This is a genomic window from Nocardioides sp. zg-1308, from assembly GCF_013155375.1.
Classification (GTDB): domain Bacteria; phylum Actinomycetota; class Actinomycetes; order Propionibacteriales; family Nocardioidaceae; genus Nocardioides; species Nocardioides renjunii.
Genome location: NZ_JABJQY010000004.1, coordinates 151,224 through 174,926, shown reverse-complemented (window position 1 = coordinate 174,926; position 23,703 = coordinate 151,224). Strand labels below are relative to the sequence as shown.

At 72.3% G+C, this 23,703-nt stretch carries 22 protein-coding genes; 12 read left to right on the top strand and 10 right to left on the bottom strand.

What is annotated here, in order from left to right:
- Positions 1-141 precede the first annotated feature (141 nt).
- Positions 142-468, bottom strand: a complete 327-nt coding sequence (locus HN031_RS15815; protein ID WP_172272162.1) for a hypothetical protein — start codon at positions 466-468, stop codon at positions 142-144.
- 191 nt (positions 469-659) lie between these two features.
- Between HN031_RS15815 and HN031_RS15810 the strand changes: the two genes are divergently transcribed.
- The 5 genes from HN031_RS15810 to HN031_RS15790 all read left to right on the top strand — a co-directional run bounded on the left by HN031_RS15810 (position 660) and on the right by HN031_RS15790 (position 5,433).
- Positions 660-842, top strand: coding sequence for a hypothetical protein (locus tag HN031_RS15810; protein ID WP_172272159.1), 183 nt, complete (start codon positions 660-662; stop codon positions 840-842).
- 69 nt (positions 843-911) lie between these two features.
- A complete protein-coding gene (locus HN031_RS15805) occupies positions 912-1,646 on the top strand; it encodes a TetR/AcrR family transcriptional regulator C-terminal domain-containing protein (RefSeq protein ID WP_172272156.1) in 735 nt (244 codons plus the stop codon).
- 148 nt (positions 1,647-1,794) lie between these two features.
- Complete coding sequence (locus HN031_RS15800; protein WP_172272153.1) at positions 1,795-2,487, top strand: GAF and ANTAR domain-containing protein; 693 nt, start codon at positions 1,795-1,797, stop codon at positions 2,485-2,487.
- Positions 2,488-2,677: 190 nt separating this feature from the next.
- Entirely contained in the window at positions 2,678-3,184 is a 507-nt protein-coding gene (locus tag HN031_RS15795; RefSeq protein WP_172272150.1) for a general stress protein, read from the top strand.
- 98 nt (positions 3,185-3,282) lie between these two features.
- On the top strand, positions 3,283-5,433 hold the full coding sequence (locus tag HN031_RS15790; protein WP_172272147.1) for an AGE family epimerase/isomerase: 2,151 nt from the start codon (positions 3,283-3,285) through the stop codon (positions 5,431-5,433).
- Positions 5,434-5,454: 21 nt separating this feature from the next.
- On the opposite strand, the gene HN031_RS15785 is transcribed toward HN031_RS15790, so the two are convergent.
- The 3 genes from HN031_RS15785 to HN031_RS15775 are packed head-to-tail and all read right to left on the bottom strand — an operon-like array spanning position 5,455 to position 9,417.
- Positions 5,455-6,132: a response regulator transcription factor gene (locus HN031_RS15785; RefSeq protein ID WP_322919131.1), complete on the bottom strand. Its 678-nt coding sequence runs from the start codon at positions 6,130-6,132 to the stop codon at positions 5,455-5,457.
- Positions 6,129-7,484: a DUF4118 domain-containing protein gene (locus HN031_RS15780; RefSeq protein ID WP_172272144.1), complete on the bottom strand. Its 1,356-nt coding sequence runs from the start codon at positions 7,482-7,484 to the stop codon at positions 6,129-6,131. Before HN031_RS15780 ends, HN031_RS15785 begins: the two co-directional genes overlap by 4 nt.
- Before the next feature lie 22 nt (positions 7,485-7,506).
- Complete coding sequence (locus HN031_RS15775; RefSeq protein WP_367650785.1) at positions 7,507-9,417, bottom strand: amino acid transporter; 1,911 nt, start codon at positions 9,415-9,417, stop codon at positions 7,507-7,509.
- A 111-nt stretch (positions 9,418-9,528) separates the two neighbouring features.
- Between HN031_RS15775 and HN031_RS15770 the strand changes: the two genes are divergently transcribed.
- Both HN031_RS15770 and HN031_RS15765 read left to right on the top strand, forming a co-directional pair.
- Complete coding sequence (locus HN031_RS15770) at positions 9,529-10,383, top strand: ERCC4 domain-containing protein (protein WP_172272141.1); 855 nt, start codon at positions 9,529-9,531, stop codon at positions 10,381-10,383.
- A 243-nt stretch (positions 10,384-10,626) separates the two neighbouring features.
- Positions 10,627-11,046, top strand: a complete 420-nt coding sequence (locus HN031_RS15765; RefSeq protein WP_172272138.1) for a hypothetical protein — start codon at positions 10,627-10,629, stop codon at positions 11,044-11,046.
- A gap of 16 nt (positions 11,047-11,062) precedes the next feature.
- Here HN031_RS15765 and cls read toward each other — a convergent pair whose 3' ends face one another.
- Positions 11,063-12,589: a cardiolipin synthase gene (gene cls / locus HN031_RS15760; protein WP_172272135.1), complete on the bottom strand. Its 1,527-nt coding sequence runs from the start codon at positions 12,587-12,589 to the stop codon at positions 11,063-11,065.
- A gap of 129 nt (positions 12,590-12,718) precedes the next feature.
- Positions 12,719-12,946, bottom strand: a complete 228-nt coding sequence (locus tag HN031_RS15755; RefSeq protein WP_172272132.1) for a hypothetical protein — start codon at positions 12,944-12,946, stop codon at positions 12,719-12,721.
- Positions 12,947-13,187: 241 nt separating this feature from the next.
- On the opposite strand from HN031_RS15755, the gene HN031_RS15750 reads away from it, so the two are divergent.
- Positions 13,188-13,742 carry an LURP-one-related/scramblase family protein gene (locus HN031_RS15750; protein WP_172272130.1) on the top strand — a complete coding sequence of 185 codons (555 nt, stop codon included), beginning with the start codon at positions 13,188-13,190 and terminating at the stop codon, positions 13,740-13,742.
- A gap of 166 nt (positions 13,743-13,908) precedes the next feature.
- On the opposite strand, the gene HN031_RS15745 is transcribed toward HN031_RS15750, so the two are convergent.
- Positions 13,909-15,249 (bottom strand): MFS transporter, encoded by a 1,341-nt coding sequence (locus HN031_RS15745; protein ID WP_172272128.1) that lies wholly within the window; start codon positions 15,247-15,249, stop codon positions 13,909-13,911.
- A 69-nt stretch (positions 15,250-15,318) separates the two neighbouring features.
- On the opposite strand from HN031_RS15745, the gene HN031_RS21630 reads away from it, so the two are divergent.
- The gene (locus tag HN031_RS21630; protein WP_172272126.1) at positions 15,319-17,586 is read left to right on the top strand and encodes a LuxR C-terminal-related transcriptional regulator; all 2,268 of its coding nucleotides are present in this window, start codon (positions 15,319-15,321) and stop codon (positions 17,584-17,586) included.
- 197 nt (positions 17,587-17,783) lie between these two features.
- Here HN031_RS21630 and HN031_RS22370 read toward each other — a convergent pair whose 3' ends face one another.
- A complete protein-coding gene (locus tag HN031_RS22370; RefSeq protein ID WP_216652510.1) occupies positions 17,784-18,791 on the bottom strand; it encodes a LuxR C-terminal-related transcriptional regulator in 1,008 nt (335 codons plus the stop codon).
- Positions 18,792-18,918: 127 nt separating this feature from the next.
- On the opposite strand from HN031_RS22370, the gene HN031_RS15730 reads away from it, so the two are divergent.
- From HN031_RS15730 to HN031_RS15720, 3 genes are read left to right on the top strand one after another with little or no spacing between them, the layout of a single operon-like run.
- Positions 18,919-20,424, top strand: a complete 1,506-nt coding sequence (locus HN031_RS15730; RefSeq protein ID WP_172272124.1) for an arylsulfatase — start codon at positions 18,919-18,921, stop codon at positions 20,422-20,424.
- Complete coding sequence (locus tag HN031_RS15725; RefSeq protein WP_172272122.1) at positions 20,421-21,395, top strand: formylglycine-generating enzyme family protein; 975 nt, start codon at positions 20,421-20,423, stop codon at positions 21,393-21,395. The genes HN031_RS15730 and HN031_RS15725 overlap by 4 nt, the downstream gene beginning before the upstream one ends.
- On the top strand, positions 21,388-21,558 hold the full coding sequence (locus tag HN031_RS15720) for a hypothetical protein (RefSeq protein WP_172272120.1): 171 nt from the start codon (positions 21,388-21,390) through the stop codon (positions 21,556-21,558). Before HN031_RS15725 ends, HN031_RS15720 begins: the two co-directional genes overlap by 8 nt.
- 43 nt (positions 21,559-21,601) lie before the next feature.
- Here HN031_RS15720 and HN031_RS15715 read toward each other — a convergent pair whose 3' ends face one another.
- Together HN031_RS15715 and HN031_RS15710 are read right to left on the bottom strand one after the other, a co-directional pair.
- Positions 21,602-22,978, bottom strand: a complete 1,377-nt coding sequence (locus tag HN031_RS15715; protein WP_172272118.1) for a glutamate decarboxylase — start codon at positions 22,976-22,978, stop codon at positions 21,602-21,604.
- Complete coding sequence (locus HN031_RS15710; protein WP_172272116.1) at positions 22,975-23,628, bottom strand: hypothetical protein; 654 nt, start codon at positions 23,626-23,628, stop codon at positions 22,975-22,977. Before HN031_RS15710 ends, HN031_RS15715 begins: the two co-directional genes overlap by 4 nt.
- Positions 23,629-23,703: the final 75 nt, after the last annotated feature.

Genomic DNA, 23,703 nt, shown 5'->3' with positions numbered 1-23,703 from the left:
GCGTCGGGTCCTCGGGGTCGGTGGCGGGCGCATCGGCGTCATGGGAGGGCTTCACACCCGGGGGTACCCGCCGGGACATCTCGCATGAGCCGCGCCCGTCCGGCGGGGTGCCCGCGGGGCGTGCTCAGGAGTGCTCGCGAGTCAGGTGCCGACCTCGCCGGAGCCGTCGAGGAAGGTCCGCATCCGCAGCGTCACGTCGGTCCGGCTCATCCCCGCCCGCTGCTCGAGCAGCCACGCGAGGCCTCCGAGGGTCAGCACGAGGCCGCCCATCAGGCCCGAGGCGTCGACCTCGAGCTCGTCGGTCGCCGGGTCGACCGTGATCCGCACGGCCCGGATCTCGTTGAGCCGCTCGAACGCCAGGCTGAGCGCGTCGACCGTCTCGTCCTGTCCTCGCGGGTCGTCGTCGAGGACCGACAGCAGGTCCACCAGCACGTGCCCGGCGAGGCGGCCAGCCTCGGCTCCGTCCATGTCGACCTCCTGGGACGTGTTCGTCACCCGCGACCGGTCGGATTGCCGGTCGGTCTGCCGTCGGACTTCCGGTCGGGTCGAGACCTGCGCTCGTCGCGGAGACGGGGGGCTCGTGCCTGAGCCCCCTTGCGCACCCGCGTCCGAGGAGGCAGTGTTTACGACGTAAAGTCTCCGGCTCGAGGACGGTCCCGATGGCAGCCCCCAGCACGTCTCCCACACCCGCGGCCAGCACGTGGGCGTTCCTCACCAGGAACGAGCTCACCTGGCGCCAGGCGACGGAGGGCTGGGCGGTGCTGACGGCGCTCGGCGCCTTCGCGGCGACGGCGGCCGCGTTCTTCAAGCTGGCGCGCGTCGTCGGTCGTACCCGCTTCTGAGGTCATCCGCCGAGGCGACGTGCGGGCGGCGGTCCCCGCGCTAGTGTTCGGCGACAAGGGGGTGTTGCCATGGCACAGGACTACCCGGACGCGGACCTCGCGGCCGTGAACGACGAGCCGCCCCCGTCCGGCCGCGTGCCGCTGAGCCGGCAACGCATCGTCGATGCGGCCCTCGACTACATCGACGCCCAGGGCCTGCCCGGACTGACGATGCGCCGCCTCGGTGAGCAGCTCGGCGTGGAGGCGATGGCGCTCTACCGCTACGTCCCCAGCAAGGAGGACCTCCTCGACGCCGTCGTGGAAGACCTGGTGGCCCAGGTGCGCGCCGACGACGTCGTCCTCGACGAGCCGCGCGACGGCTGGCAGGACTTCCTGCAGCGCATGGCGCACGGCGTCCGCCGCATGGCACTGGCGCACCCCAAGGCCTTCCCACTGGTCGCCTCGCGCCCGGCGGAGGCCCCGTGGCTCCGCCCGCCGCTGCGCAGCCTGGAGTGGGTCGAGACCTTTCTGTCCGGACTGCTCGCCGAAGGCTTCAGCGACGACGCCGCCATCGACGGCTACCGGGCCTACACCAGCTTCCTGCTGGGCCACCTCCTCCTCGAGGTCGCCGTGCACGGTGCGGACGTGGGGCCGCTGGACGTCCTGGACGACCAGACCGGTGAGCCCGGGACGGCCGATTACCCCACCGTGTCCCGCCTGCGGAAGCCTCTGTCCGAGGACCGCTCCGCCGTCGAGTTCGAGGAGGCGCTCGAGGCGCTCCTCGACCGGATGACCGTCGATCGCAACGCCCACATCAGGGGCTGAGCACCGGGCTCGCGGGTCGCGCGCCCGGACCTCGTGCGCGGTCGCCGGCGTCGCGGGGTGTCGGCCGACCCGTTTATGATGTAAACAGGGGCCGTGCACCGTGAGCACCGGTGCCACGGACGTCGCGCGCGACGAGGGAGAGAGTGACGTGAGGGAGACGGCCCCGCGCCTGGACGAGTTCACACGCCTGACGCGCGCCCTCGCGGCCGCCCCGGACGAGTCCACGCGCCTCCAGCTCGCGGTCGACTCGACCGTGTCGCTGGTCACGAGCTGCGACCATGCCGGCCTCACCGTGAACCAGAGGGGCGGCGTGCTCACGCGCGTCGGCAGCGACGACGTGGTGCAGCGGGCCAACGAGCTGCAGTCCGAGCTCGGCGAGGGCCCCTGCCTCGACGTGACGCGCGACCAGGACACGCTCGTCATCCCCGACCTGGCCACCGCCCGCCGCTACCCGACCTGGGCGCAGCGGGTCCACACCGAGCTGGGGGTGGGATCGATGATGTCGCTGCTCGTCTACACCGACCAGCACTCCTACGGTGCGCTCAGCCTCTACGCCGACATCGGTCGTCGCTTCGACGCCGACGACCTGGCCAGCGCCCAGGCGGTGGCCGGTCACCTCGCGGTGACGCTGTCCGCCGGTCGGGAGATCGAGCACCTCAGCATCGCCATGCACAACCGCCTGACGATCGGGCGCGCGCAGGGCATCTTGATGAGCACGCTCGACATCGACGCCGACGCCGCGTTCGACTACCTCCGCCGCATGTCCATGGAGTCCAACCGCAAGGTCGTCGACCTCGCCGAGGAGATCGCCCGGACCCGGGCGCTCCCGCCCCGCCCGTGACGCCCGGCGGGCGACACCGTCCGTGGCGGGTGGCTCCGCGGCCCGCTTCTTGAGCCGCGGAGCCCGGTCGGTGACCCGCAGCCTCCGGCGGGCCTGACGACCGTGGCCGCACGGTGCCCACGAGGTGCCGTCCCATACGTGGCTCGCGGGCACGGCGTCTTCTCGACATGGTGCGTGCACACTGGGACGCATGAGCATGTCCACCCCCGGTGCCGCCCCGTCCTCGCCCCTCAAGCTCCAGTTCCCGCAGTCGCTCGCGGTCTACGACGACTACGCGGCCGCGCAGAAGAGCGTCGACTTCCTCGCCGACCAGGAGTTCCCGGTCGAGCACCTGATGATCGTCGGCACCGACCTCAAGCGCATCGAGCGCATCACCGGCCGACTGACCTGGGGCCGTGTCGCCCTCGGCGGCATCCTGTCCGGCCTGTGGTTCGGCGTCTTCGTCGGCCTCATCTTCGCGCTCTTCACCACGTCCGACACCTGGCAGGTGCTGCTCAGCACGGCCTTCTTCGGAGCGACGTTCGGGCTGGTCTGGGCGCTCATCGGCTACGCCTTCACCCGTGGCCAGCGCGACTTCTCCTCGGTGACGCAGGTCGTCGCCACCAGGTACGAGGTCCTGGTCGAGCACAAGCACGCGGCACGGGCGCGGGAGCTGCTCGCCGGTCTCCCCGGAGCCCTGCCCAACCCCTTCGCCTGAGCCGCGCACGCCTGCCACAGGCCAGCGGTCTAGCCCATGGGGTCCGCTCCTGGCGGAGGGGCGCATAGTGGGGAATCTCGGCACCTGGAGGCGTCCTCATGACGACGGCAAGCACCAGCGTCCCAACCGCGCTCCTCTGCGGACTGGCACTGGCTGCCGGCCTCGCCGTAGGACCGGGCACGACTGCAGTCGACGCGCCGGCAGCCGAGTCGGCCGTGGAGGCGGAACCGGGTGTGCTCGGCGGCGACACATGGCTGGAACACCACCGCGAGGACCTGCTCCCCTACTGGGACACCCCGTCCGCCCTCGGCGTTCCGGTGGGCAACTTCCCGTCCTGGCGCGGCCGCGACGGTGAGCTCCTGACCGACCCCCCGGTCCGGAGCCAGCGCGGCCTCCCGACCCTCGCCCGTGGCGTCTACGGCTACTCGGTCGCCTTCCTGCTCACCGGGGAGGCGCGTTACCTCACCTACGCCAAGGCAGGCATCGACTGGATCAACGCGCACGCTCGCGACACCGTCCACGGTGGCTGGTTCGGGGTGCTGGACGTGAACGGCGCTCCGGCCGACCGCTTCGCACGCAAGGAGGTCTTCGACCTCGCGTCGTTGGGCCTCGCCTTCGGCATGTACTACAACGTCACCCGGGACCCGGCAGTGGAGGCCGACCTCCTCGCCGTCCGGGACCTCCTCTTCGAGCGCTACTACGACGCCGAGACCTCCCGCATCAAGGACGCCGTGGACTTCACACAGTCCACGGAGGTGGACACGGGGGGCAACGGCGGCGACATCACCAACTACCTCGTGCCCGGCTCGGCGCTGCTGCTGCCGAACATCGACGTGTTGAGCGACCCTGCCCGGCGCCAGCAGTTCCGCGACGACCTCCGCCTCGTGACCGAGCAGCTGGTGGCGCGGCACCGAGGCGCCGGCCCGGAGTCGTGGTGGTTCTGGGGCCGCACCGCACGCGTCGGGCGCTTCAACGCCCAGCAGACCGACTTCGGGCACTCCGTCAAGAGCCAGGAGCTCATCCTCAACGCCAACATGGTGTTTCCCGACCGCCCCTGGTCGGGTCTTGCGGGCGACCTCTCGGTGCTCCTGCACCGGGCCTGGGACGGCCCCGCCGCCCGGTGGAACCAGGCACGGACCGGCGCGGAGCCGACCGCGGTGGAACGCGACAGCGAGTGGTGGGTCCACGACGAGGCCGACCAGACGCTCGCCTCCCTCGACCTCGGGGACGACTTCGCGCATCGGGAGTGGCTGGCCACCAGCGCGCGGAGCTGGCTGGACGTGTTCGTGGACCGGGGGTCGCCGGTCCGGGAGACGTACGTCCGCCCCGCTCGTGATCCCGTCGTCCAGGACCTGCGCAAGACCGGGTTCGGCAAGAACATGTACCACGTCAGCGAGCACGCCCTGGTGATGTACCTGCACGGCCGTGCCCTGGAGGGGCGGCCTGCGCGGCTCCACTACGCCTTCCCGACGGGCACCGCGCTGACGGCCGAGGCCGAGCCCTACTGGTACGACGCCGCTGCGGAGACGCGGGTCGTCCGCGACGAGCTCACCGAGCTGCCGGGCCACCGGCTCGTGCACGTCGACTTCACCGGCATCGGGCAGGTCACACCGCCGCCCTACCCCGCCCCGCAGGACACCGCAGCGCCGACGACGGCGCACGCCGTGACCCCCGGGCCCAACGCTGCCGGATGGAACCGGAGCGACGTCTCGGTGGCCGTCACGGCCACCGACGACGGCGTCGGGGTGCGGGAGATCCGAGCGATCGTGGAACGGGGCGGCGGCCTCCCGCCCATGGCCGTCGTCGATCCCGGCCCCGAGCTGGTCCTGCCGCCGCTCACCGAGGAGGGTGTCCACCGCGTGACCTTCTGGGCGGTCGACCTCCTGGGCACCGCCGGCGTCCCGGAGCACGTGGAGGTGCGCATCGACCGCACGCCACCGACGATCGTCGGGATGCCGCAGCAGCCGTGCGTCCTGTGGCCGCCGGACCATCGCCTGGTGCAGGTGGCCGACGTCACCGGCAGCGACGCCCGGTCCGGGCTGGCCGCGGTCGGCCTTGACGTGACGGCGGACGAGCCCCTCCGTCCGGGGGCCGTCGTCAGGGACGGCGGACGGGTCGCGGTGCGGGCCGCTCGGGACGGGCGCGGCGACGGGCGCACGTACGCCATGGTCGCGACCGCCGACGATCTCGCGGGCAACACCTCCCGGGCCGTGGCGACCTGCGACGTGCCGCACGACCGGGCGCCCTGACGCAAGCGGTCACGCCCGCGGCTACGCGCCGGGCTCGAGCGTGAACCGGTGCCCCAGGCCCGGCTCGGTGACCAGGTGCACCGGGCGGGAGGGGTCGACCTCGAGCTTCTTGCGGAGCGTCGCCATGTAGGTGCGCAGGTAGTTCGTCTCGCGGTCGTAGGCGGGGCCCCACACCTCGTGGAGGAGGTCGGCGCGGCCGACCAGCCGTCCGGGGTGTCGCAGCAGCACCTCGAGGATCGCCCACTCGGTGGGGGTGAGCCGCACGGGCGCGCCGTCCCGGCTGGCCTGCCGGGCGGCCACGTCGATCCGCAGGTGCTCGGTGACCACCGGCGCCGCGGTGACGGCACCACGTCGGCCGGCCGAGCGGATCCGGGCGTGCAGCTCGTCGACGCCGAACGGCTTCGTGACGTAGTCGTCGGCACCGGCGTCGAGCGCACCGACCTTGTCCTGCGAGTCGGTCCGGGCGGAGAGGACGATGACGGGCAGCCGGCTCCACGTCCGCAGGGACTGCAGGACCTCGAGGCCCGGGATGTCGGGAAGTCCCAGGTCGAGGACGACGAGGTCGGGCGCGTCCTCGCGCAGCGCGTCCAGGGCCGTGCGACCGTCGGCGGCGACGAGCACCTCGTGGTCCTCGGCCCGCAGCCCGATGGCCAGCGTCGTGCGCAGGACCAGGTCGTCCTCGACCAGCAGGATCCTCACCGGGCGGCCCCCAGCTCGACGACCATCGTCAGGCCACCGCCCGGCGTCGTCCCGGCCTCGAGCGCCCCGCCCTGGGCCTCCGCGAGGCCGCGGGCCACGGCGAGCCCGAGGCCTACGCCGTCACGGTGGCCGTGGTCGCCGACCTGCTGGAACGGCTCGAACATGCGCGGCCGGTCGGTGTCCGCCACCCCGGGACCGTGGTCGACGACCGCGAGCCGGACCCGCTCGTGGTGCGCGGTCGCACAGACCTCCACGGGTCCGTCCGTGTGGCGCAGCGCGTTGCCCACGAGGTTGGCCAGCACCCGCTCCAGGAGCCCGGCATCGGCGCGCACGTGCGGCATCGGTCCGACGACGTCGACGCGTCCGGCCGCCTCGAGGTCGGCGAGCACGCGGGTGAGGACGCCCACCGGGTCGACAGCCGCCAGGACCGGCTCGACGGCCCCGGTCTGGAGGCGGCTCATGTCCAGCAGGTCGGCCACGATCGAGGTCAGCCGGGTGGTGCTGGCGGCGATCGCCGTCAGGAGCGACGTGCGGTCGTCGCCCGTGAGGCGGTCGCCGTTGCGCAGGAGGGTGCCCGCGGCGGCCTGGATGCCGGCGAGCGGCGTACGCAGGTCGTGGGAGACCGCCGCCAGCAGGGCCGTCCGGGTGCGGTTGCCGGCCTCGAGCTCGCGGGCGGCCTGCGTCTGGCGGGCCAGCTCCTCGCGTTCGCCGAGGACGCCGATGTGGGTGGCGAACGCGGCGAGCACGCGCTGCTCGGCGTCGTCCGCGCGCCGGCCGCGAAGCACCAGGACCTGTCGGGACGAGACAGGCGCCACGCTGTCGTCGCGGTCGAACGGCGCCTGCGCGTCGACCAGCTCGGCGACGCTGGGCGCGAAGTGCTCGCCGACGAGGTCGAGCAGCCGCGCGACGTCGTAGTCCCCGCCCAGGACCCGCCGGTTGAGCATCGCGAGGGTCGCGGCCTCGCGGCGGGCCTGCGAGGCCTGCTCACGGCGGCGGGCCGCCGAGTCCACGACCGAGGCGACGGCCACCGACACCGCGACGAAGACGACCAGCGCCACGACGTTCGACGCCGAGGCGATGCGCAGGGTCTGGACGGGCTCGGTGAAGTAGTAGTTCAGCGACATCGCGCCGAGCGCCGACGCCGCGAGTGCCGGCCACCGACCACCGACGAGGGCGCACGCCACGGCGAGGGCGAGGAACAGCATGGTCTGCAGCGCCGGTCCGTCGGGGTCCTGGCTGCCGAGCAGCACCGCGGTCAGTGCGACGGAGCCGGGGCCCGCGAGCAGCCACCCGCCGAGGACCCGGCGGCGGCCCAGGGCACCCGCCCTCGGCTCGTCGCTGCTGACGGACATGTGCACACCCTCCATCATCCGCTCAGCCCGCATGGACGCGGGGACGCCTCGCCACGTCGGGCTCCGCTCGCCGGAGCACCTCGCGGGTGACCGGGGCGACCTCGCCGTTGCCGAAGAGCAGGAAGCGCAGCATCTGCTTGACCGGGTTGCCCTCGGTCCAGTCGATGTGGATGTGCGGGACCACGCCGGACACGTCGCGCACGTGCAGGAGGAGGGCCGCGAGCGCGTTGGCCACGCTGGAGGACTCGACCGTCATGACGCGGTGGCGACCGTGCAGGACCTCGCCCCGCACCAGCAGGCGGCTCTCGAAGTCGCTGGGATCGGAGACCACCACCTCGACGAAGACGATGTCGGGGTCCGTCGGCAGGTCCAGGTCCCTCCTCACCTGCTCGACCTTGGCGGCGTACTCGGCGGCCCCGCGGTGTCCGGACTCGTGCGCGACGAGCCGGATGGTGCGGCGGGCGCAGTCCCGGACGAAGACCTGGCTGGTCGCGTCGAGCTCGACGTCGGTGACGCGCAGCTCGAAGGCGCGGCGCAGCCGGGACAGCAGCGACACGGCCACGATGGCGGCGATGAAGCACGCGCCGATCCTGATGCCGTCGGGTCGTTCCCAGACGTTGACCGCCGTCGTGTAGGCGAACACCGCGGTGATGGCCGCGAACGCCGTCGCCCAGGCGCGCTGACCGGCGCGGCGCGCAGCAAGCGTCACCGCGACCCCGGCGCTGGTGAACAGCATGAGCACGCCCGTGGCGTAGGCGCCCGCCTGCGCGTCGACGTCGGCGTCGAAGAGCCAGGTGATGAGGAAGGCCGTGCCCGTGAGGACCAGGACGAGCGGGCGGGTGGCGCGCGTCCACGTCGGAGCCATCCCGTAGCGCGGCAGGTAGCGCGGGATGAGGTTGAGCAGGCCCGCCATCGCCGACGCCCCGGCGAACCAGAGGATGGCGATCGTCGCGGCGTCGTACGTCGTGCCGAACGCGTTGCCCAGGTGCGCGTGGGCCAGGTAGGCCAGCGCCCGCCCGTTGGCCTCGCCGCCGTCCTCGAACTCCGCGGCGGGGATGAGCAGCGTCGTCACGAACGAGCTGCTGACGAGGAAGCCGCTCATCGTCAGCGCCGCGACGGTCAGCAGCTTCTTGGTCTCCCGGACCCGCCCACGCGGCGCCGCCTCCGTGTCGCTGGCGTCGCCTCGCACCAGGGGCATGACGGCGACGCCCGTCTCGAACCCCGACATCCCGAGCGCCAGCTTGGGGAAGACCAGGAGTGCGACGGCCACCATCATCACCGGGCTGCCGTGCTGCTCGGTCAGGGCGCTGGTCCAGTCCCCCACCACTGAGGGGTCGCGGATGATCTGCCAGGTGCTGACGGCGATCACCACGAGGTTGAGCGAGAGGTAGGTGCCGACCAGGACGACCGCGACCCCGATCGCCTCGCGGAAGCCCCGGAGGAACACGCCGCCGAGGAGCGCGAGGAGCACGATCGTGATCCCCAGCTCGTGCCCGTGCAGGACGCTCTCGAGGTTCGGGTTCTCCACGAGGTGTGCGGTCGCGTCGGCCGCGGACAGCGTCATGGTGATGACGAAGTCCGTGGCGGCGAACCCGAGCAGGACCAGGACGAAGAGCTTGCCCTTCCAGAAGCCCATGAGCCGCTCGAGCATCGCGATCGAGCCCTCGCCGTGGGGGCTCTCCTCGGCCACCCGCCGGTAGACCGGCAGCGCCCCGAGCAGGGTCAGCAGCACGAGGACCACGGTGGCGAGCGGGCTCAGCAGCCCGGCGGCGAGCGCCGCGATCCCGGGCTGGTAGCCGAGGGTCGAGAAGTAGTCGACGCCGGTCAGGCACATCACTCGCCACCAGCTGCTGCCGCGGTGGTCGTCAGGAGCGGTGGCGGAGGAGGCCGGTGAGGAGGCGGGGGTGGAAGGACGGGGAATGGTGGTGGACACCGCTCGAGCATCGGGGGCGTGCCCTCCGCGAGCCCCCGCCCTTGACGCATCCTTGACGCCCCCGCCGGGTGCCCCGACGGATGCGGGTCACCCGCGAGGTAGCGTCGGAGCGTGGTCGCAACGGGTCCGGTGCTGGTCGACCACCGCGAGCGGGCCAGCTCGATCCCCGACGCCCTGGTCGCGGCCGGCCTGGACGTGCAGCTCACGGACCTGCCGGTGGGCGACTACGTCCTGGGTCCCGGCCTGGCCGTCGAGCGCAAGGGACCGGCCGACCTGGGTGCCTCCATCCGCGACGGGCGCATCTTCGACCAGGCCGAGCGCATCCAGTCAGCGTTCCCGCAGGCGGTGCTGCTCGTCGAGGGCGAGCCGCGCATCGCCGAGGACGCGTGGCGCGGCGCCGTCTGCCGGCTGGTCGAGGACGGCTTCACCGTCCTGCACAGCCTGGACGCCGAGGACAGCGCGGCGTGGATCGCGCGGCTGGCCAAGCGCGCCCGGCGCACCGCTCCCACGGTGCGCGGGGAGGGACCGCGTCGCGCCCCGCGGCACCCGTCGGCGCAGGCGGAGGCGATGCTCTCCGTCGTGCCCGGCATCAGCACCGTCATGGCCCGGAGCCTCCTCGCCGGCTACGGCAGCCTCGCGGCCGTGGCGGCGGCCGCCCCCGACGGCCTCCGCGGGCACCCGGGGATCGGTCGGGTGCGGGCCGCTCGCCTCGCCGAGGCGCTCCACGGCGACTACGTCGCCCTGTCCGACCGCGACCCCGAGCCGGAGCGCCCGGCTCGCGACGGGCGACCGGCCCGGCGTTGGGTCGTCAGCTCACCCGACGAGGGCATCGAGGGACAGTCCTTCAGCCGGCGGGCCATCGCGGTGCGGGCGTTGCGGGGCGCCGCCGACGGGACCCGGCTGGTCGACGGCCTGACCGGGGAGGTGGTGGCCGAGGCCGCCGCCGGGGACCACCCCGCGGGCTAGGCCCGCGCGGGACCAGGCCTGCTCGGCCTCGCACGTCGCCAGACAGACATCAGCGGTCCCTCCGGGTCAGGCGTGGGTTCTGCGCCACGCCTCTCCCACAACAGCGGCCCGGCGCTGTCACGCCGCCCGCAGGACGCGACCGCCCAGGACCTCCTCCGTCACGGGTGAGGAGGGACGTCCGCGCCGTGCCTAGCGTCCGGGGTACGCAGCCGACGACCGGCTGGTCCAACACCTGGAGGAACGATGAGCACGACTCGAGCGCACCGCGACCATGACTCGTCGACGAAGGGGATCGTGGCGGGCGGGGGGACCATCTTCGCCGCGACCATGCTGGGGCTGACCGGCGTGTGGCAGGTGCTGGCCGGCATCGCGGCCATCGCCAACGACGACATCTACGTCCTCGGGGGCGAGTACTCGTACAGCTTCGACATCACCGCGTGGGGATGGGTGCACCTGGTGATCGGTGCCCTCGCGATCGCCATCGCCGTCGGCATCTTCTCTGGCAACCAGTGGGCGCTCAGCGCGGGCATCGGCGTCGCGTTCGTCAGCTCGCTGAGCAACTTCGCGTTCCTGCCCTACTACCCCCTGTGGGCGATCGTGGTCCTGGCCTTCGACGCGTTCATCATCTGGGCGCTGTGCCAGCGGCTCATGCAGGCCGACTGAGGACGACCGTCCCCCGTCACTGCAGCGCGGCGGTGAGCCGCATGAGGTTGTCGACGTACGCGGCCCGCCACCCGCGCCGCGACCACTCCTCGGCGGTCAGCTCGGTCGACAGGCGCCGGTAGTCGTCCTGGACGACCCGCAGCCGGGTCACCAGCTCGGGGCTGGAGGCGAGGACGACGCACTCGTAGTTCAGCGCGAAGGACCGGTAGTCCATGTTCGAGGACCCGACGACTGCCAGGGCGTCGTCCACGGTGAAGAACTTCGCGTGCAGCACGTAGGGCTCGGGGTAGAGCCAGATGCGCACGCCGGCCTCCAGCAGCGCCTGGTAGTAGGAGCGCTGCGCGTGGAAGACCATGAACTGGTCGGCCACCGCCGACACGAACAGCTCCACGTGGACGCCGCGCTGCGCCGCGGTCGTCATGGCGTAGAGCAACGTCTCGTCGGGCACGAAGTAGGGCGAGGTCACCGAGACGCTCGCCCGGGCCGAGTAGAGCATGGAGTTGAACAGCCGCAGGTTGTTCTCCGTGACGAACCCCGGGCCCGACGGCACAACCTGGCAGGCGACCCCGGCCACCGTCTCCGGGCTTCGCGCCGACCCCGGCTCGGCGGCGGTCTCCCCCAGCGTGTGCGCCAGCTCCTCGCCCGTCTCCGCCACCCAGTCGGTCGCGAACACCACAGCGAGCTGGCGCACGACCGGGCCGCTGAGGCGCACGACGAGCTCGACGTACGTCAGGCCGCGGCGATGGTTGCCCTCGTCGTCGTAGCCGGGCTCGATGAGGTTCTGGGACCCGATGAAGCCGACGTGTCCGTCGACGACCACGACCTTGCGGTGGTTGCGGAGGTCCGGACGCCGCACCTGCCCCTTCCTCAGGCCGATCGGCAGCATCGGTGCCCAGGCCACGCCCGTGCCCTCCAGCCGCTTCAGGAAGTCCTTGTAGCCGGGTACGGCGCGGGTGCCGAGGTGGTCGAACAGGAGCCGGACCTCCACGCCGCGGGCGGCAGCCGCCACGAGCTCCGTGAAGAACCCGTCGGTGACCTCGTCCCAGGCGGCGATGTAGAACTCCACGTGGACGAACCGCTGCGCGCCGGCCACCGCGACGCGCATCGCCTCGATGCTGCCCAGGTAGTCCGGCAGCACCTCGACCTCGTTGCCCTCGACCATCGGCAGGGCACCGAGGTGGCGGTTGAGCCGGGCGAGGCCGTCGACCTCGGCGGCGGTCGCGCCGACAGGCGCGTCCCGTCCGTCGTGGTCCCCTGGCGAGGGTGCGTCCGCCGGCGCTCGCGTCGCGACGGCGTCCAGCACCCGGGCGTTGACGTCCCGCTGCCACGCCCGACGCGTACGTCCCACGGAGGTCGAGCCGAAGAACAGGAACGCCACGAAGCCGAGGAAGGGCACCGCGAGGATGAGGATCAGCCACGCCATGGCCGTGGACGGCTTGCGGTTCCCCGGCAGCACGCCGAGGGCCAGCGCGCAGATGACGACGTGCGCGACCGCGACGGCCGCCGACAGCAGACCGACGATCCAACCGCCCGCGCCCGTCATGGCTCGGCCGTCGGCCGAGGGGGCACGGCACGGACGCGACGATCCGTGCGACGACGTCGGTGGGGCACCGGCCTCACGCTAGGAACGACTGCGCCCACCAGCGTCACCCGGGACGGGTGAACGCACCGGTCAGTCGGACGGGATGGTCAGGACCTCCACGACCGTGATGCCGAGGGTGCTGAGCAGGTTGAGCACGCCCTGCAGCTCCTCCTGGTCGATCACGTCGCCGACCAGGGTGGTCTCGGTCCGTTGCGCCCGCGCCGACAGCTGGGGGAACGCGCTCACCAGCTCGTCCGACACGATCCCGTCCACGCGGATGAGCATCCTGGTCATCGCCACCACCTCGTCGCCCCGCATCCGGTCTCCTCCGACGGAACCTCGCCGCGGCCACCGGCCGGTGGCTGGGGCCCTTCGACGGTAGGGCTCACGGGCCGCCGTCCCCTCACCGGAAACGGGCGAAGCGGTGTCCGCTCGTGCCGTCGACACTGACGTGTTCGCGCACCAGCCTTGCCCGGCGGTGTCGCCTCACTCACCGCGGGTGAGGTCGGCCCGCTGCGCGAGGACGACCGTCGTCCTCGACGACGAGAGGGGACGGCCCATGTCCATGCGCGACCGGCGGGAGAAGCGTCAGGAGAAGCGGGAGGTCTTCGGGCGCGGCGGCTCCGCCGTCCGCTTCCGGATGCGGCAGAAGCTGCTCTCCATCGGGGACGACTACTGGATCGAGGACGAGGCCGGCGGCCGGTTCCTCCGGGTCGACGGAAAGGCCGTGCGACTGCGCGACACGCTCGACCTCGAGGACGTGCACGGAACCCGGGTCCACCGCATCCAGACGCGCGTGCTCCACATCCGCGACTCGATGGCTGTCGAGGATGCTGACGGCGAGCAGGTCGCCCTCGTGCACAAGGCACTCGTGTCCCCCCTCCGCGAGCGCTGGAAGGTCGACCGCACGGAGGGTGACGACTGGAGCGTCCACGGGAGCATCGCCGACCACGAGTACGAGATCGAGTCCGACAGCGGCACCGTCGCGGAGGTCTCCAAGAAGTGGTTCCGCGTCCGCGACACCTACGGTGTGGAGGTCGCTCCCGGCCAGGACCTCGCCCTCGTCCTGGCCGTGACCGTCGCGGTGGACGCGATGGCCCACCCGGGGAGATGAGTCCGGGCTGATGGGCCTCCCCCGCTCCTGCCTTCCCCTGACCTATCTCCGGCGTGCCAGCACCGCGAGGATGATGAGGACCGCCAAGACCGCGAAGATGATCGTGTAGAACACAGCGCCCGTCCTTCTCTCTCTCTGTGTGAGCCGGAGCCCCACGGTGGCCCACCTAGGACGGCGGGGCCTCCCCTGCGACGGGGGATGCCCGTCCAACCGTCGCAGTGCGCAGCGGCGCGAACGCGGTCTCCGGCCAGGTGCGGAGGACGAGCAGGGCGGCGACCGCAGCACAGGCCACGTAGACGCCGGGGAACAGCTCGAAGCCGGTGGCGGCCACCACGGACTGGTTGACGAGCGGGGCGGTCCCGCCGAGCAGGGCGGACGAGAGGCCTGACGCCACGGCCAGACCCGTGACGCGCACCTCGGTCGGGAACATCTCGGCGACCATCGCGACGGACAGGGCACCCCCGATGGCGATGCCGGCCAGGACCTGCACGGCGAGCAACGCGAGCAGCCCCCCGCGGGCGGCCAGCCAGGCCATCGGGACGGCCATGACGGCCAGAGCGGCGAGGCACGTCAGGACGACAGGCCGTCGACCGGTCCTGTCGGACAGGCGGCCGAGCGCCAGGGCCGCGCCAGCCGCGGTGACCAGCCCGAATGACCCGGTCATGAGCGCGGTCGACAACGAGCGACCTGTGGTCGCGACCACGTGGTTGGGCACGAAGACGAACATCGTGTTCAGGGCGAGGGCGCCGGTGCCTGCCAGCGCGAAACCGGCCACGATGCCGTCGCGGTGCTCGCGCCACAGGCTCGTGACCGGGCTCGAGCTGGTGGCGCCTCGTCGAGCGAGGGCCACGAAGTGCGGGCTCTCCAACGTCGAGCGACGCAGCAGGAATCCCACGATGCCCAGCGGCAGCGCGAGGACGAACGCGAGCCGCCACCAGCCCGGATGGTCAGCCGTGGGGAGGACCTCGATCAGGACGGCCGCCAGGCCGAAGCCCAGGGCGAGCCCGAGCCCTTGGGTCGCGATCTGCCAGGCAGCCGTCGCCCCGCGGCGCCCGGGCGCCGCGTGCTCGGTGATGAAGACCGACGCCAAGCCGGCCTCGCCGCCTGCGGCCAGTCCCTGCAGCGCACGCAGGACGACGACGAGCACGCTTGCCAGGACGCCGATCCGGGCGTAACCCGGGAGCAGCCCGACGGCGACCGTCGCGCCGGTCATCAGGAGGAGGACCGCCGAGAAGACCACCCGGCGCCCCCGCAGGTCACCGATCCGTCCGAAGAGCACAGCGCCCACCGGGCGCATCAGGAACGCCGTGGCGTAGACGGCGAAGGCGGCCAGCAGCACGCTCGTGCTGTCCTCCGCGGGGAAGAAGACCGGTGTGATGACGATCGCCAGGCTCCCGAAGACGGCGAAGTCGTACCACTCCACGGTGTTGCCGATGCACGCCGCGCGCAGAGCGCGCCGGGACGCTCCCGGCGAGCCGTCCTCCACGGGCCCAGCGACGTCCGTCACGGGCCGAGGCTACTCGGCGACTACGATGACGTCACCCGCATCCGCGCACCCCTGTCGCAAGGTGCCCCCATGAGCGAACGCCCCGAGCACGTCGTGCTCCTCGAGCCCGCGCCCCGCTCGGTCGACCAGTTCCTCGAGGCGAAGCTGCACCGGCCGCCGGCGCGCGACGGCTGGGTCGGACGCCCTCGGCTCCTCGACGTCCTGGACCGCTCCGTGAGCCGGAGCGTGACGCTCGTCGCGGCCCCGGCGGGGTACGGCAAGACCACGGTCGTCGCCCAGTGGCTTGCCTCGCGGAGGGGGGAGCGTGCCGCGGCGTGGGTCTCGATCGACGCCGGGGACAACGACCCGGCCAGGCTGTGGGCCCACATCGCGACGGCGTTGCAGCGCGCCGGCTGCTTCCTCGCTCCCGACCTGCCCATGTTCCTCGTCGCCGCGAGCGCCGACGTCCGCACCCGCCTGCTCCCCCACCTCCTCAACGCGCTGGCAGCGACGTCGGACGGCATCACCTTGGTGCTCGACGACTTCCACGTCCTGGTCTCGCCCGAGTGCCACGAACAGGTCGGCTTCCTCGTCGAGAACCTGCCCCCGTCGACCAGCCTCGTGATCACGTCGCGGTCCGACCCCGGCCTCCGGCTGGGACGCCTGCGCGCCTCGGGAGGGCTCGCGGAGCTCCGCGCCGACGACCTCGCGTTCACCCGGGACGAGGCTCGCGAGCTCGCCGCCCGGGAAGGCGTCGACCTCCCCGACGCGGACCTCGACGAGCTGGTCGACGACACGGAGGGATGGCCGGCGGGGCTCTATCTCTCCGTCTTGCTGCGCGCACACGATGACAGCACCAGCACGGTGGCGCCCCACGCCCGGACGGCGAACCGGTTCGTCGGCACCTACGTCACCGAGGAGGTCTTGAGCCAGCACCCGCCACCGGTGCGCGACCTGATCCTCCGGGCCTCGATCCTCGAGAGGTTCTGCGCGCCCCTCTGCGACGCCGTGGCCGGCCGGTCGGGATCGGCCGGCACGCTCGCCGCGCTGGCGCGGGAGAACCTGTTCCTCGTCCCCCTCGACGACACGGGCACCTGGTTCCGCTTCCACCACCTGTTCGCCGCCGTCGTGCGCAGCCAGCTCGAGGCGACGCTCGGTGACGACGTCGCCGAGATGCACCGGCGGGCCGCGGCGTGGTTCCGGGCCAACGGCTACGTCGACGACGCGGTCGCCCACCTCGTCGACGCGGGTGACCACCGGGCGGCGGCGACCGTCATCCAGGAGAACTGGTTCGACTACTACGACGTCGGCCGCTCCGGCACCGTGCGCGCGTGGATGCGCGCGCTGGACCCCCGCGTCGTCGCCACCGACGCAGCAGCGGGCGTGACGGCGGCGTGGCTCGCCACCGTGCGGGGCGACCGACCGGCCCAGGCCCAGCACATGCAGGCCCTCGAGCCGCTGGCCGACGTGGGACCCCTGCCGGACGGGACGCACTCCGTCGAGTCGGCCGTCGCCCTCATGCGCGCCTCCTACGGCTACGGCGGACCGGGCGACATGGCTCGCGCTGCCCGCCGGGCCGTCGAGCTGGAGACGGACCCGCGCACCCGCGGCTACGCCATCGCCCAGCACTCGCTGGGCCACCTCGCGTACCTCGAGGGCGACCTGGACGGAGCGATGGCGCTCCTCACGGAGGTGAGGAGGTGCGAGGCCGCACCGGCCACGCTGCGCGTCAACGGTCTCGCGCTGGAGGCGTTCATCGAGGACGAGCGCGGCGACCACGAGCGGAGCCGCGAGGCGGCCGAGCTGGCGGCCGCGATCGTCGACGCCCGCGCGATGCACGAGATGCCCCAGATGTCGATCAGCCTGACGGCGCTCGCGCAGGTCCAGGCCTCGGCCGGACGCCTCGACGAGGCGATGGCCACGTGCCGGCGAGGGTTGTCCATCCGGCGCCGGCACATGACGTACGCGCCGTGGATGACCATCCACCACCTCACCGTCATGGCCCGGGTGGCCGCCCTGAGCGGTGACACCCCACTCGCGCTCGAGCTGCTCGACGAGATCGACGACCTGGTGTCCGGCTACGCCGACGGCGTGGCCGGCGTGCGCGCGCGGCTGGCCGCCATCCGGTCCCTCACCGGCGCCGGTGCGAGCAGCCGCGGAGGCGGCGAGCAGCTGACCGCGCGCGAGGTCGACGTCCTGCGCCTGCTGCAAGGCCCCCTGAGCCTGCGGGAGGTGGCCGGGGAGCTCTACCTCTCCCCGAACACCGTGAAGTCCCACACCCGGTCAGCCTTCCGCAAGCTCGGAGCGAGGTCCCGCGCGGAGGCCGTCGAGGCCGCCCGGCGGCGCCGGATCCTCTAGCCGGAGACGGCGGGACCGCCGGAAGGGCGGGTTCCTGCCACGGCGGAGATCCGCCAGCCGTGCGCCCCGTTCGGAGGTGGGGAACGCCCGCGCCCGTGCCTACGCTGTCGCTGATGTGGATGGTCAGCCCCCGACCGCCCCGTCGCTGCACGCCTGCCCGCGGCTCCCCCCGAAACGCCGCGGGCAGGCCCGGACCGTCACGCCCAGCCGTGGCGCGCGGCGTACCAGCCGAGCTGTATCCGGCTCCTGACCCCGGCCAGGTCCTGCAGGTGGCGCAGGCGCCGCTGCACGGTCCGCAACGACAAGCCGAGCTGGGACGCCACGGCCTGGTCCGAGACGCCGGCCAGCATGAGGCTGAGCACCTGCCTGTCGAGTGCGGTCGGGCCGGCCTGCGGCCGGTCCGGACCGAGCGGAGCACCGTCAGGATCGTCCGCGTGGTCGGGGAGCACGAGGGGGTACGCGTGGCGCCAGGTCGACTCGAACAGGGCGTCCAGCGCTGCCAGCAGCCCGCTCCGCTGCAGCAGGACGGCGCCCGGCTGCCCGCCGAGCCCCAGCGGGACGAGGGCGAGCTCGGCGTCGGCGATGACGAGCTTGATCGGGAGCGCGTCCACGACGCGCACCTGGAGCCCGTTGCGGAGGGAGTCCTCCGCCTCCTCCACCGCCCCCGGCTCGGCGAGCACGGCGGTGTCCAGCACCACCCGGATGGCCACGCCCCTGTCGACCGCCGCGGCCTCGGCCCGGTTCTCGCCCGGTGGCACCGCGACGAACGGCGCGGTGACGAACATGCGGAGCTCGCGCGAGGCGGCCTGCTGCACCTGGTGGAAGCGGTGCCGGACGGCATCGACGCCCGTGACCACCTCGATGAGCTCGCCGATGTCGCGTCCGGTCATCGCCGCCCGGTGCTCCTCGGCCATCGTGGCCAGTGCCTGCTCCACCAGGCGCAGGCCGTCTCGCCGCTCGTTGAGGAGGGCGCCCAGCGCTATGGCCGGTGGGGCGGCCACGAACGTCGCGTCGTCCGACCTGATCGCCAGACCGAGCTCCACCAGGGTCGCCAGGCCCCTCCCGACCTCATGCCGGGACCGGTCGAGGGCGCCGGCCAGCACCGCAGCGGTCGTGTGCGGCCGACCGAGCAGGGCGCGGTAGACGCGCTCGACGTCGGGCGCGATGCCTAGTTCCTCCAGCACCACCTGACCTCCGGTCTCCACCCCCGGGCCCGAGCCTAGGAGGCGCAGGACCATCCCGTGCCTCCCCCGGAACGAGTGAAGCCGCCCCGGTCCGGAGCGTCGTACGTTCACCCGGAGTCCACCTCTGCTCCTAGCCCTGGAGGCCGCCGTGCCAAACCAACCGAACATCCTCATCATCTGGGGCGACGACATCGGGATCAGCAACCTCAGCTGCTACAGCGAGGGACTGATGGGCTACCGCACCCCCAACATCGACCGCATCGCCGCCGAGGGCGTGCGCTTCACCGACTACTACGGCGAGCAGAGCTGCACCGCCGGCCGGGCGGCGTTCATCACCGGCCAGAACCCCTACCGCACCGGACTGACCAAGGTCGGCATGCCGGGAGCGGACATCGGCATCAGGCCCGAGGACCCCACCATCGCGACCGCGCTGAAGGCCGTCGGCTACACCACCGGGCAGTTCGGCAAGAACCACTTCGGCGACCGCGACGAGTTCCTGCCCACCCAGCACGGGTTCGACGAGTTCTTCGGGAACCTCTACCACCTCAACGCCGAGGAGGAGCCGGAGCAGTTCGACTACCCCTCCGAGGAGGAGTTCCCGGACTTTCGCAAGAACTTCGGTCCGCGAGGTGTCATCCACGCCTGGGCCGACCCCGACGCGCCCGGCGGGCAGCGGATCGAGGACACCGGTCCGCTTACGCGGGAGCGGATGAAGACGATCGACGACGAGGTGGTGCCCGAGGCCCTGCGCTTCATGACCGAGGCGAAGGACAGCGACACCCCCTTCTTCGTCTGGCTCAACACCACCCACATGCACTTCCGGACCCACGTCAAGGACGGGAGCCGGGGCAAAGCCGGTCGCTGGCAGTCGGCCTACCACGACGCGATGTGCGACCACGACGAGCTCGTCGGACAGGTGCTCGCCCACCTCGACGAGCAGGGCCTGGCCGACAACACCATCGTCATGTACTCCACCGACAACGGGCCGCACATGAACACCTGGCCCGACGGCGGCATGACGCCCTTCCGCAGCGAGAAGAACTCCAACTGGGAGGGCGCCTACCGCGTCCCGGCGATGGTGCGCTGGCCCGGGCACATCCCGGCGGGCCAGGTCCTGAACGGGATCGTCAGCCACAACGACTGGTTCGTCACCCTGCTCGCGGCCGCCGGCGACACCGATGTCGTCGACCGGCTCAAGGCCGGCACGGACCTCGCGGGGTCGACGTACAAGGTGCACCTCGACGGCTTCAACCAGCTCGACTACATCACCGGTGAGGCCGAGGCGAGCCCACGCCAGTTCTTCTTCTACGTCTCCGACGACGGCGACCTGACCGCGCTGCGCTACGACAACTGGAAGTTCGTCTTCCTCGAGCAGCGCATGCCGGGCACGCTGGCCATCTGGCTCGAGCCGTTCGTCGTGCTGCGGTGCCCGAAGATCTTCAACCTGCGCACCGATCCTTACGAGCGCGCGGACATCACCTCCAACACCTACTACGACTGGATGTTCTCGCACGCATGGCTGGTCATCCCGGCCACCGCATTCGTCGGCAGGATGATCCAGAGCCTCAAGGAGTTCCCGCCGCGACAGGAGCCCGCCAGCTTCACCATCGACAAGATGATGGAGAAGCTCAAGGCCGGCATCGCCGGCGCATGAGGCGCGGGAGCGGGGCGGTCCTGGACGCCACGGCGGTCTCGCTGCCGGGCGGGGTCTTCACGATGGGCTCCGACACCCACTACCCGGAGGAGGCCCCGGCCCACCCGGTGCGGGTGGACGGCTTCTCCATCGACGCGACCACGGTCACCAACCGGCAGTTCGCCGCCTTCGTGAGGGACACGAGGTACGTCACCGTGGCGGAGCGCCCACCGGACCCGCAGGACTACCCCGATGCGGACCCGGCCAACCTGGTGCCGGGGTCCTTGGTCTTCACGCAGACGCCCGGTCCGGTGGACCTGCGGCACCTGAGCCAGTGGTGGACCTGGACCGCCGGCGCGTGCTGGTCGGCGCCCGAGGGGCCCGGCAGCTCGGTCAAGCGCCGCCCCGACCACCCGGTCGTGCAGGTCGCGCTCGAGGACTGCGAGGCCTACGCTGCCTGGGCCGGCGCCACGCTGCCGACGGAGGCGGAGTGGGAGTACGCCGCGCGCGGCGGCCTCGACGGAGCGGCGTACACCTGGGGTGACGAGGCCCGGCCGGACGGCCGCATCATGGCCAACACTTGGGACGGCCCGGACTTCCCCTGGCGCAGCACCCGCGAGAGCGGCTTCGTCGGCACCGCACCGGTCGGCAGCTTCCCGCCCAACGGCTACGGCCTCTTCGACATGGCCGGCAACGTCTGGGAGTGGACCGCCGACTGGTGGGTCAGTCGGCATCCCGACGCCGCCGAGAAGCCGTGCTGCGTCCCCACGAATCCCCGCGGCGGCCCGGTCGAGGCCAGCTATGACCCCGCCCAGCCGCAGTTCCGCATCGGCCGCAGGGTGGTCAAGGGCGGGTCGCACCTGTGCGCCGACACCTACTGCCTGCGCTACCGCCCCGCCGCCCGCCGGCCGCAGATGGTCGACACGGGCACCAGCCACCTCGGCTTCCGGTGCGTGCGCCGGACCCCGTCCGGAGGAGGAACCCATGAGTGACCACCCGACCGTGCCGCTGACCCAGGTGGCGGCGCTCGCCGCCGGCATGGCGGCCGTCGTGATCGCCTCGCGAGGCGCCGCCGCGGCTGCGCGGTTCGCGCTGCGCGAGCTCGACTACCGGGCCGGCAGCGACATCGAGAGCTGGCTCAGGCACGTGCGGTGAGCGGACGGACGGCCGTGGCCGTCCGCCCGCTCACCACCCGCCGTCAGTAGCCGGTGCCCATCTTCGTCTGCTCACGCTCGGCCGGGTGCGTGCCACCCTTCTCGTCGAGGGTCGCGCAGGCGTCGGCGATGTCGCGCGTGAGCCGCTCCACCTGCTCTCGGCTCATCGTCTGCTTCACCAGCGCTCGCATGATCTTCACCTTCTCCGCGCGGGGCGGAAGGGTGTAGGCGGGCACCATCCACCCGCGCTCGGCGGACAGCTGCCAGGCGATGTCGGACTCGTCGTACGACGCGTGCTCGCCGGAGAGGCGGAAGGCCACCAGCGGCAGCTGCTCCTGCCCGTCACCGATGACCTCGAACCTCCCGCTGGCGCGCAGGTTGGCTGCGAGCGCGGCGGCGTTCTGCTGCATCTGCCGCATCACGTAGGTGTAGCCGTCGCGGCCGAGCCGCACGAAGTTGTAGTACTGCGCGAGCACCAGGGCCGCTCCCGTGGAGAAGTTGAGCGTGAAGGTGGCATCGGTCTTGCCGAGGTAGTTCTCGTAGAAGACCAGGTCCTGCGCCAGGTCGGACGTCTCCCGGAACACCAACCACCCGATGCCGGGATAGACGAGCCCGTACTTGTGGCCCGAGACGTTGATCGACCGGACCTGCTCGAGCTGGAAGTCCCACGTCGATTCGGGGTAGAGGAACGGCCACACGAAGGCGCCGCTCGCGCCGTCGACGTGGATGGGGATGTCGAGGCCGCGCTCCTGCTTCACGTCGAGGAGCAGCTGGTTGATGCCGGCGATGTCGTCCTTGTGACCGGTGAAGGTGGTGCCGAGCACGCCCACGACGCCGATCGTGTTCTCGTCGAGGTGGGGGGCCACGTCCTCGGGGCCGATCGTGTACTTGTCCACCTCGAGCGGGATGATCCGCGGCTCCACGTCGAAGTAGCGACAGAACTTCTCCCACACCACGTGGACGTCGGCGCCGAAGACCAGGTTGGGCCGGTCGGTGGACGCGTGCTCGGCCTCCCGACGCTCCTTCCACTTCCACTTGAGGGACAGCGCGCCGAGCATGATGGCCTCCGACGAACCCTGCGTGCGGCAGCCGGTGGTCTGCCCCGGCGCGTGGAACAGGTCCGCCAGCATCCGCACGCACCGCTGCTCGATCTCGGCCGAGATGGGGTACTCCGCGTGGTCGATGAAGTTGCGGTGCAGGTTCTCGGCGATGATCCGCTGCGCCTCCGGCTCCATCCACGTCGTCACGAACGTGGCGAGGTTGCGCTGCGGGTCGCCCTCCAGGTTGAGGTCCTCCGCGAGCAGGCGGAAGGCGTCCGTCGGCGGCATCCCTCCCTGCGGGAACGCCGTGGACGGGACCGACTCCGTGAGGAACCGGTTGCCGTAGAGGGCCTCTGTCTGTGCGTCGGTGAGCTGGGTCATGGCGTCGTACCGTCCGTTCGTCGGGAAGTGCGGATGTCGATGGCTTGGAGGACGCCGGCCGCGAGGAAGCAGCTCGCCCCGGCGAACGTGCCCCAGTTGACGAGGCCGACGTTCACCACCTGGTCGGTGGCCGGGCGCACGAAGGCAGCCAGGCCCGCGAGGAAGAACAGCACGGAGCCGAGCTGGTTGACGGCCGCCACCCACCACGCGAGGAGGTGCGGCAGCACCCGCGTCCCGCCGGCGCCCAGGTCGAGCAGCGCCAGCCGGCCGGAGGCGAGGAAGCAGCAGCACCCGATGATGTCGGGGAGCCAGATCCAGCCGTCGGACTGGCGGGGCGTGAGCCCGGCGAAGAACGCCGCCACCAGGCTCACTGCGAAGAACAGCGTCCCGACGAACAGGACGACGGCGCTGCGCCGGGCGCGCGCACCGACGCCGGCGGCCAGCACGACCGAGACCCAGCCGCCGAGGCTGAAGAAGAAGCCGCCGACGAGGTAGGTCACGTCGACCGTCAGCAGGTCCGTGGTCCCCATCTGGGCGAGGAGCGCACCCAGCGCGAAGAGCCCGCCGCCCAGCACGAACGAGACGGCCGCGGCGAGACCGAGCCTGGCGGACCGGCGCGCCGTGGCGTCAGGCGACACCACGTGCGTCATCGCTGCTCCTCTCGTCACGGCGGGTCCACGCTCGCCGAGACCGGGCACCCCTGCTTCCTCCGCGCCGGGTGAGGC

Coding starts and splice junctions, on each gene's coding strand:
- HN031_RS15815 (WP_172272162.1), bottom strand. CDS start 468: ATGGACGGAGCCGAGGCTGGCCGCCTCGCCGGGCACGTGCTGGTGGAC.
- HN031_RS15810 (WP_172272159.1), top strand. CDS start 660: ATGGCAGCCCCCAGCACGTCTCCCACACCCGCGGCCAGCACGTGGGCG.
- HN031_RS15805 (WP_172272156.1), top strand. CDS start 912: ATGGCACAGGACTACCCGGACGCGGACCTCGCGGCCGTGAACGACGAG.
- HN031_RS15795 (WP_172272150.1), top strand. CDS start 2,678: ATGAGCATGTCCACCCCCGGTGCCGCCCCGTCCTCGCCCCTCAAGCTC.
- HN031_RS15790 (WP_172272147.1), top strand. CDS start 3,283: ATGACGACGGCAAGCACCAGCGTCCCAACCGCGCTCCTCTGCGGACTG.
- HN031_RS15780 (WP_172272144.1), bottom strand. CDS start 7,484: ATGTCCGTCAGCAGCGACGAGCCGAGGGCGGGTGCCCTGGGCCGCCGC.
- HN031_RS15765 (WP_172272138.1), top strand. CDS start 10,627: ATGAGCACGACTCGAGCGCACCGCGACCATGACTCGTCGACGAAGGGG.
- cls (WP_172272135.1), bottom strand. CDS start 12,589: ATGACGGGCGCGGGCGGTTGGATCGTCGGTCTGCTGTCGGCGGCCGTC.
- HN031_RS15755 (WP_172272132.1), bottom strand. CDS start 12,946: ATGCGGGGCGACGAGGTGGTGGCGATGACCAGGATGCTCATCCGCGTG.
- HN031_RS15750 (WP_172272130.1), top strand. CDS start 13,188: ATGTCCATGCGCGACCGGCGGGAGAAGCGTCAGGAGAAGCGGGAGGTC.
- HN031_RS21630 (WP_172272126.1), top strand. CDS start 15,319: ATGAGCGAACGCCCCGAGCACGTCGTGCTCCTCGAGCCCGCGCCCCGC.
- HN031_RS15725 (WP_172272122.1), top strand. CDS start 20,421: ATGAGGCGCGGGAGCGGGGCGGTCCTGGACGCCACGGCGGTCTCGCTG.
- HN031_RS15720 (WP_172272120.1), top strand. CDS start 21,388: ATGAGTGACCACCCGACCGTGCCGCTGACCCAGGTGGCGGCGCTCGCC.
- HN031_RS15715 (WP_172272118.1), bottom strand. CDS start 22,978: ATGACCCAGCTCACCGACGCACAGACAGAGGCCCTCTACGGCAACCGG.
- HN031_RS15710 (WP_172272116.1), bottom strand. CDS start 23,628: ATGACGCACGTGGTGTCGCCTGACGCCACGGCGCGCCGGTCCGCCAGG.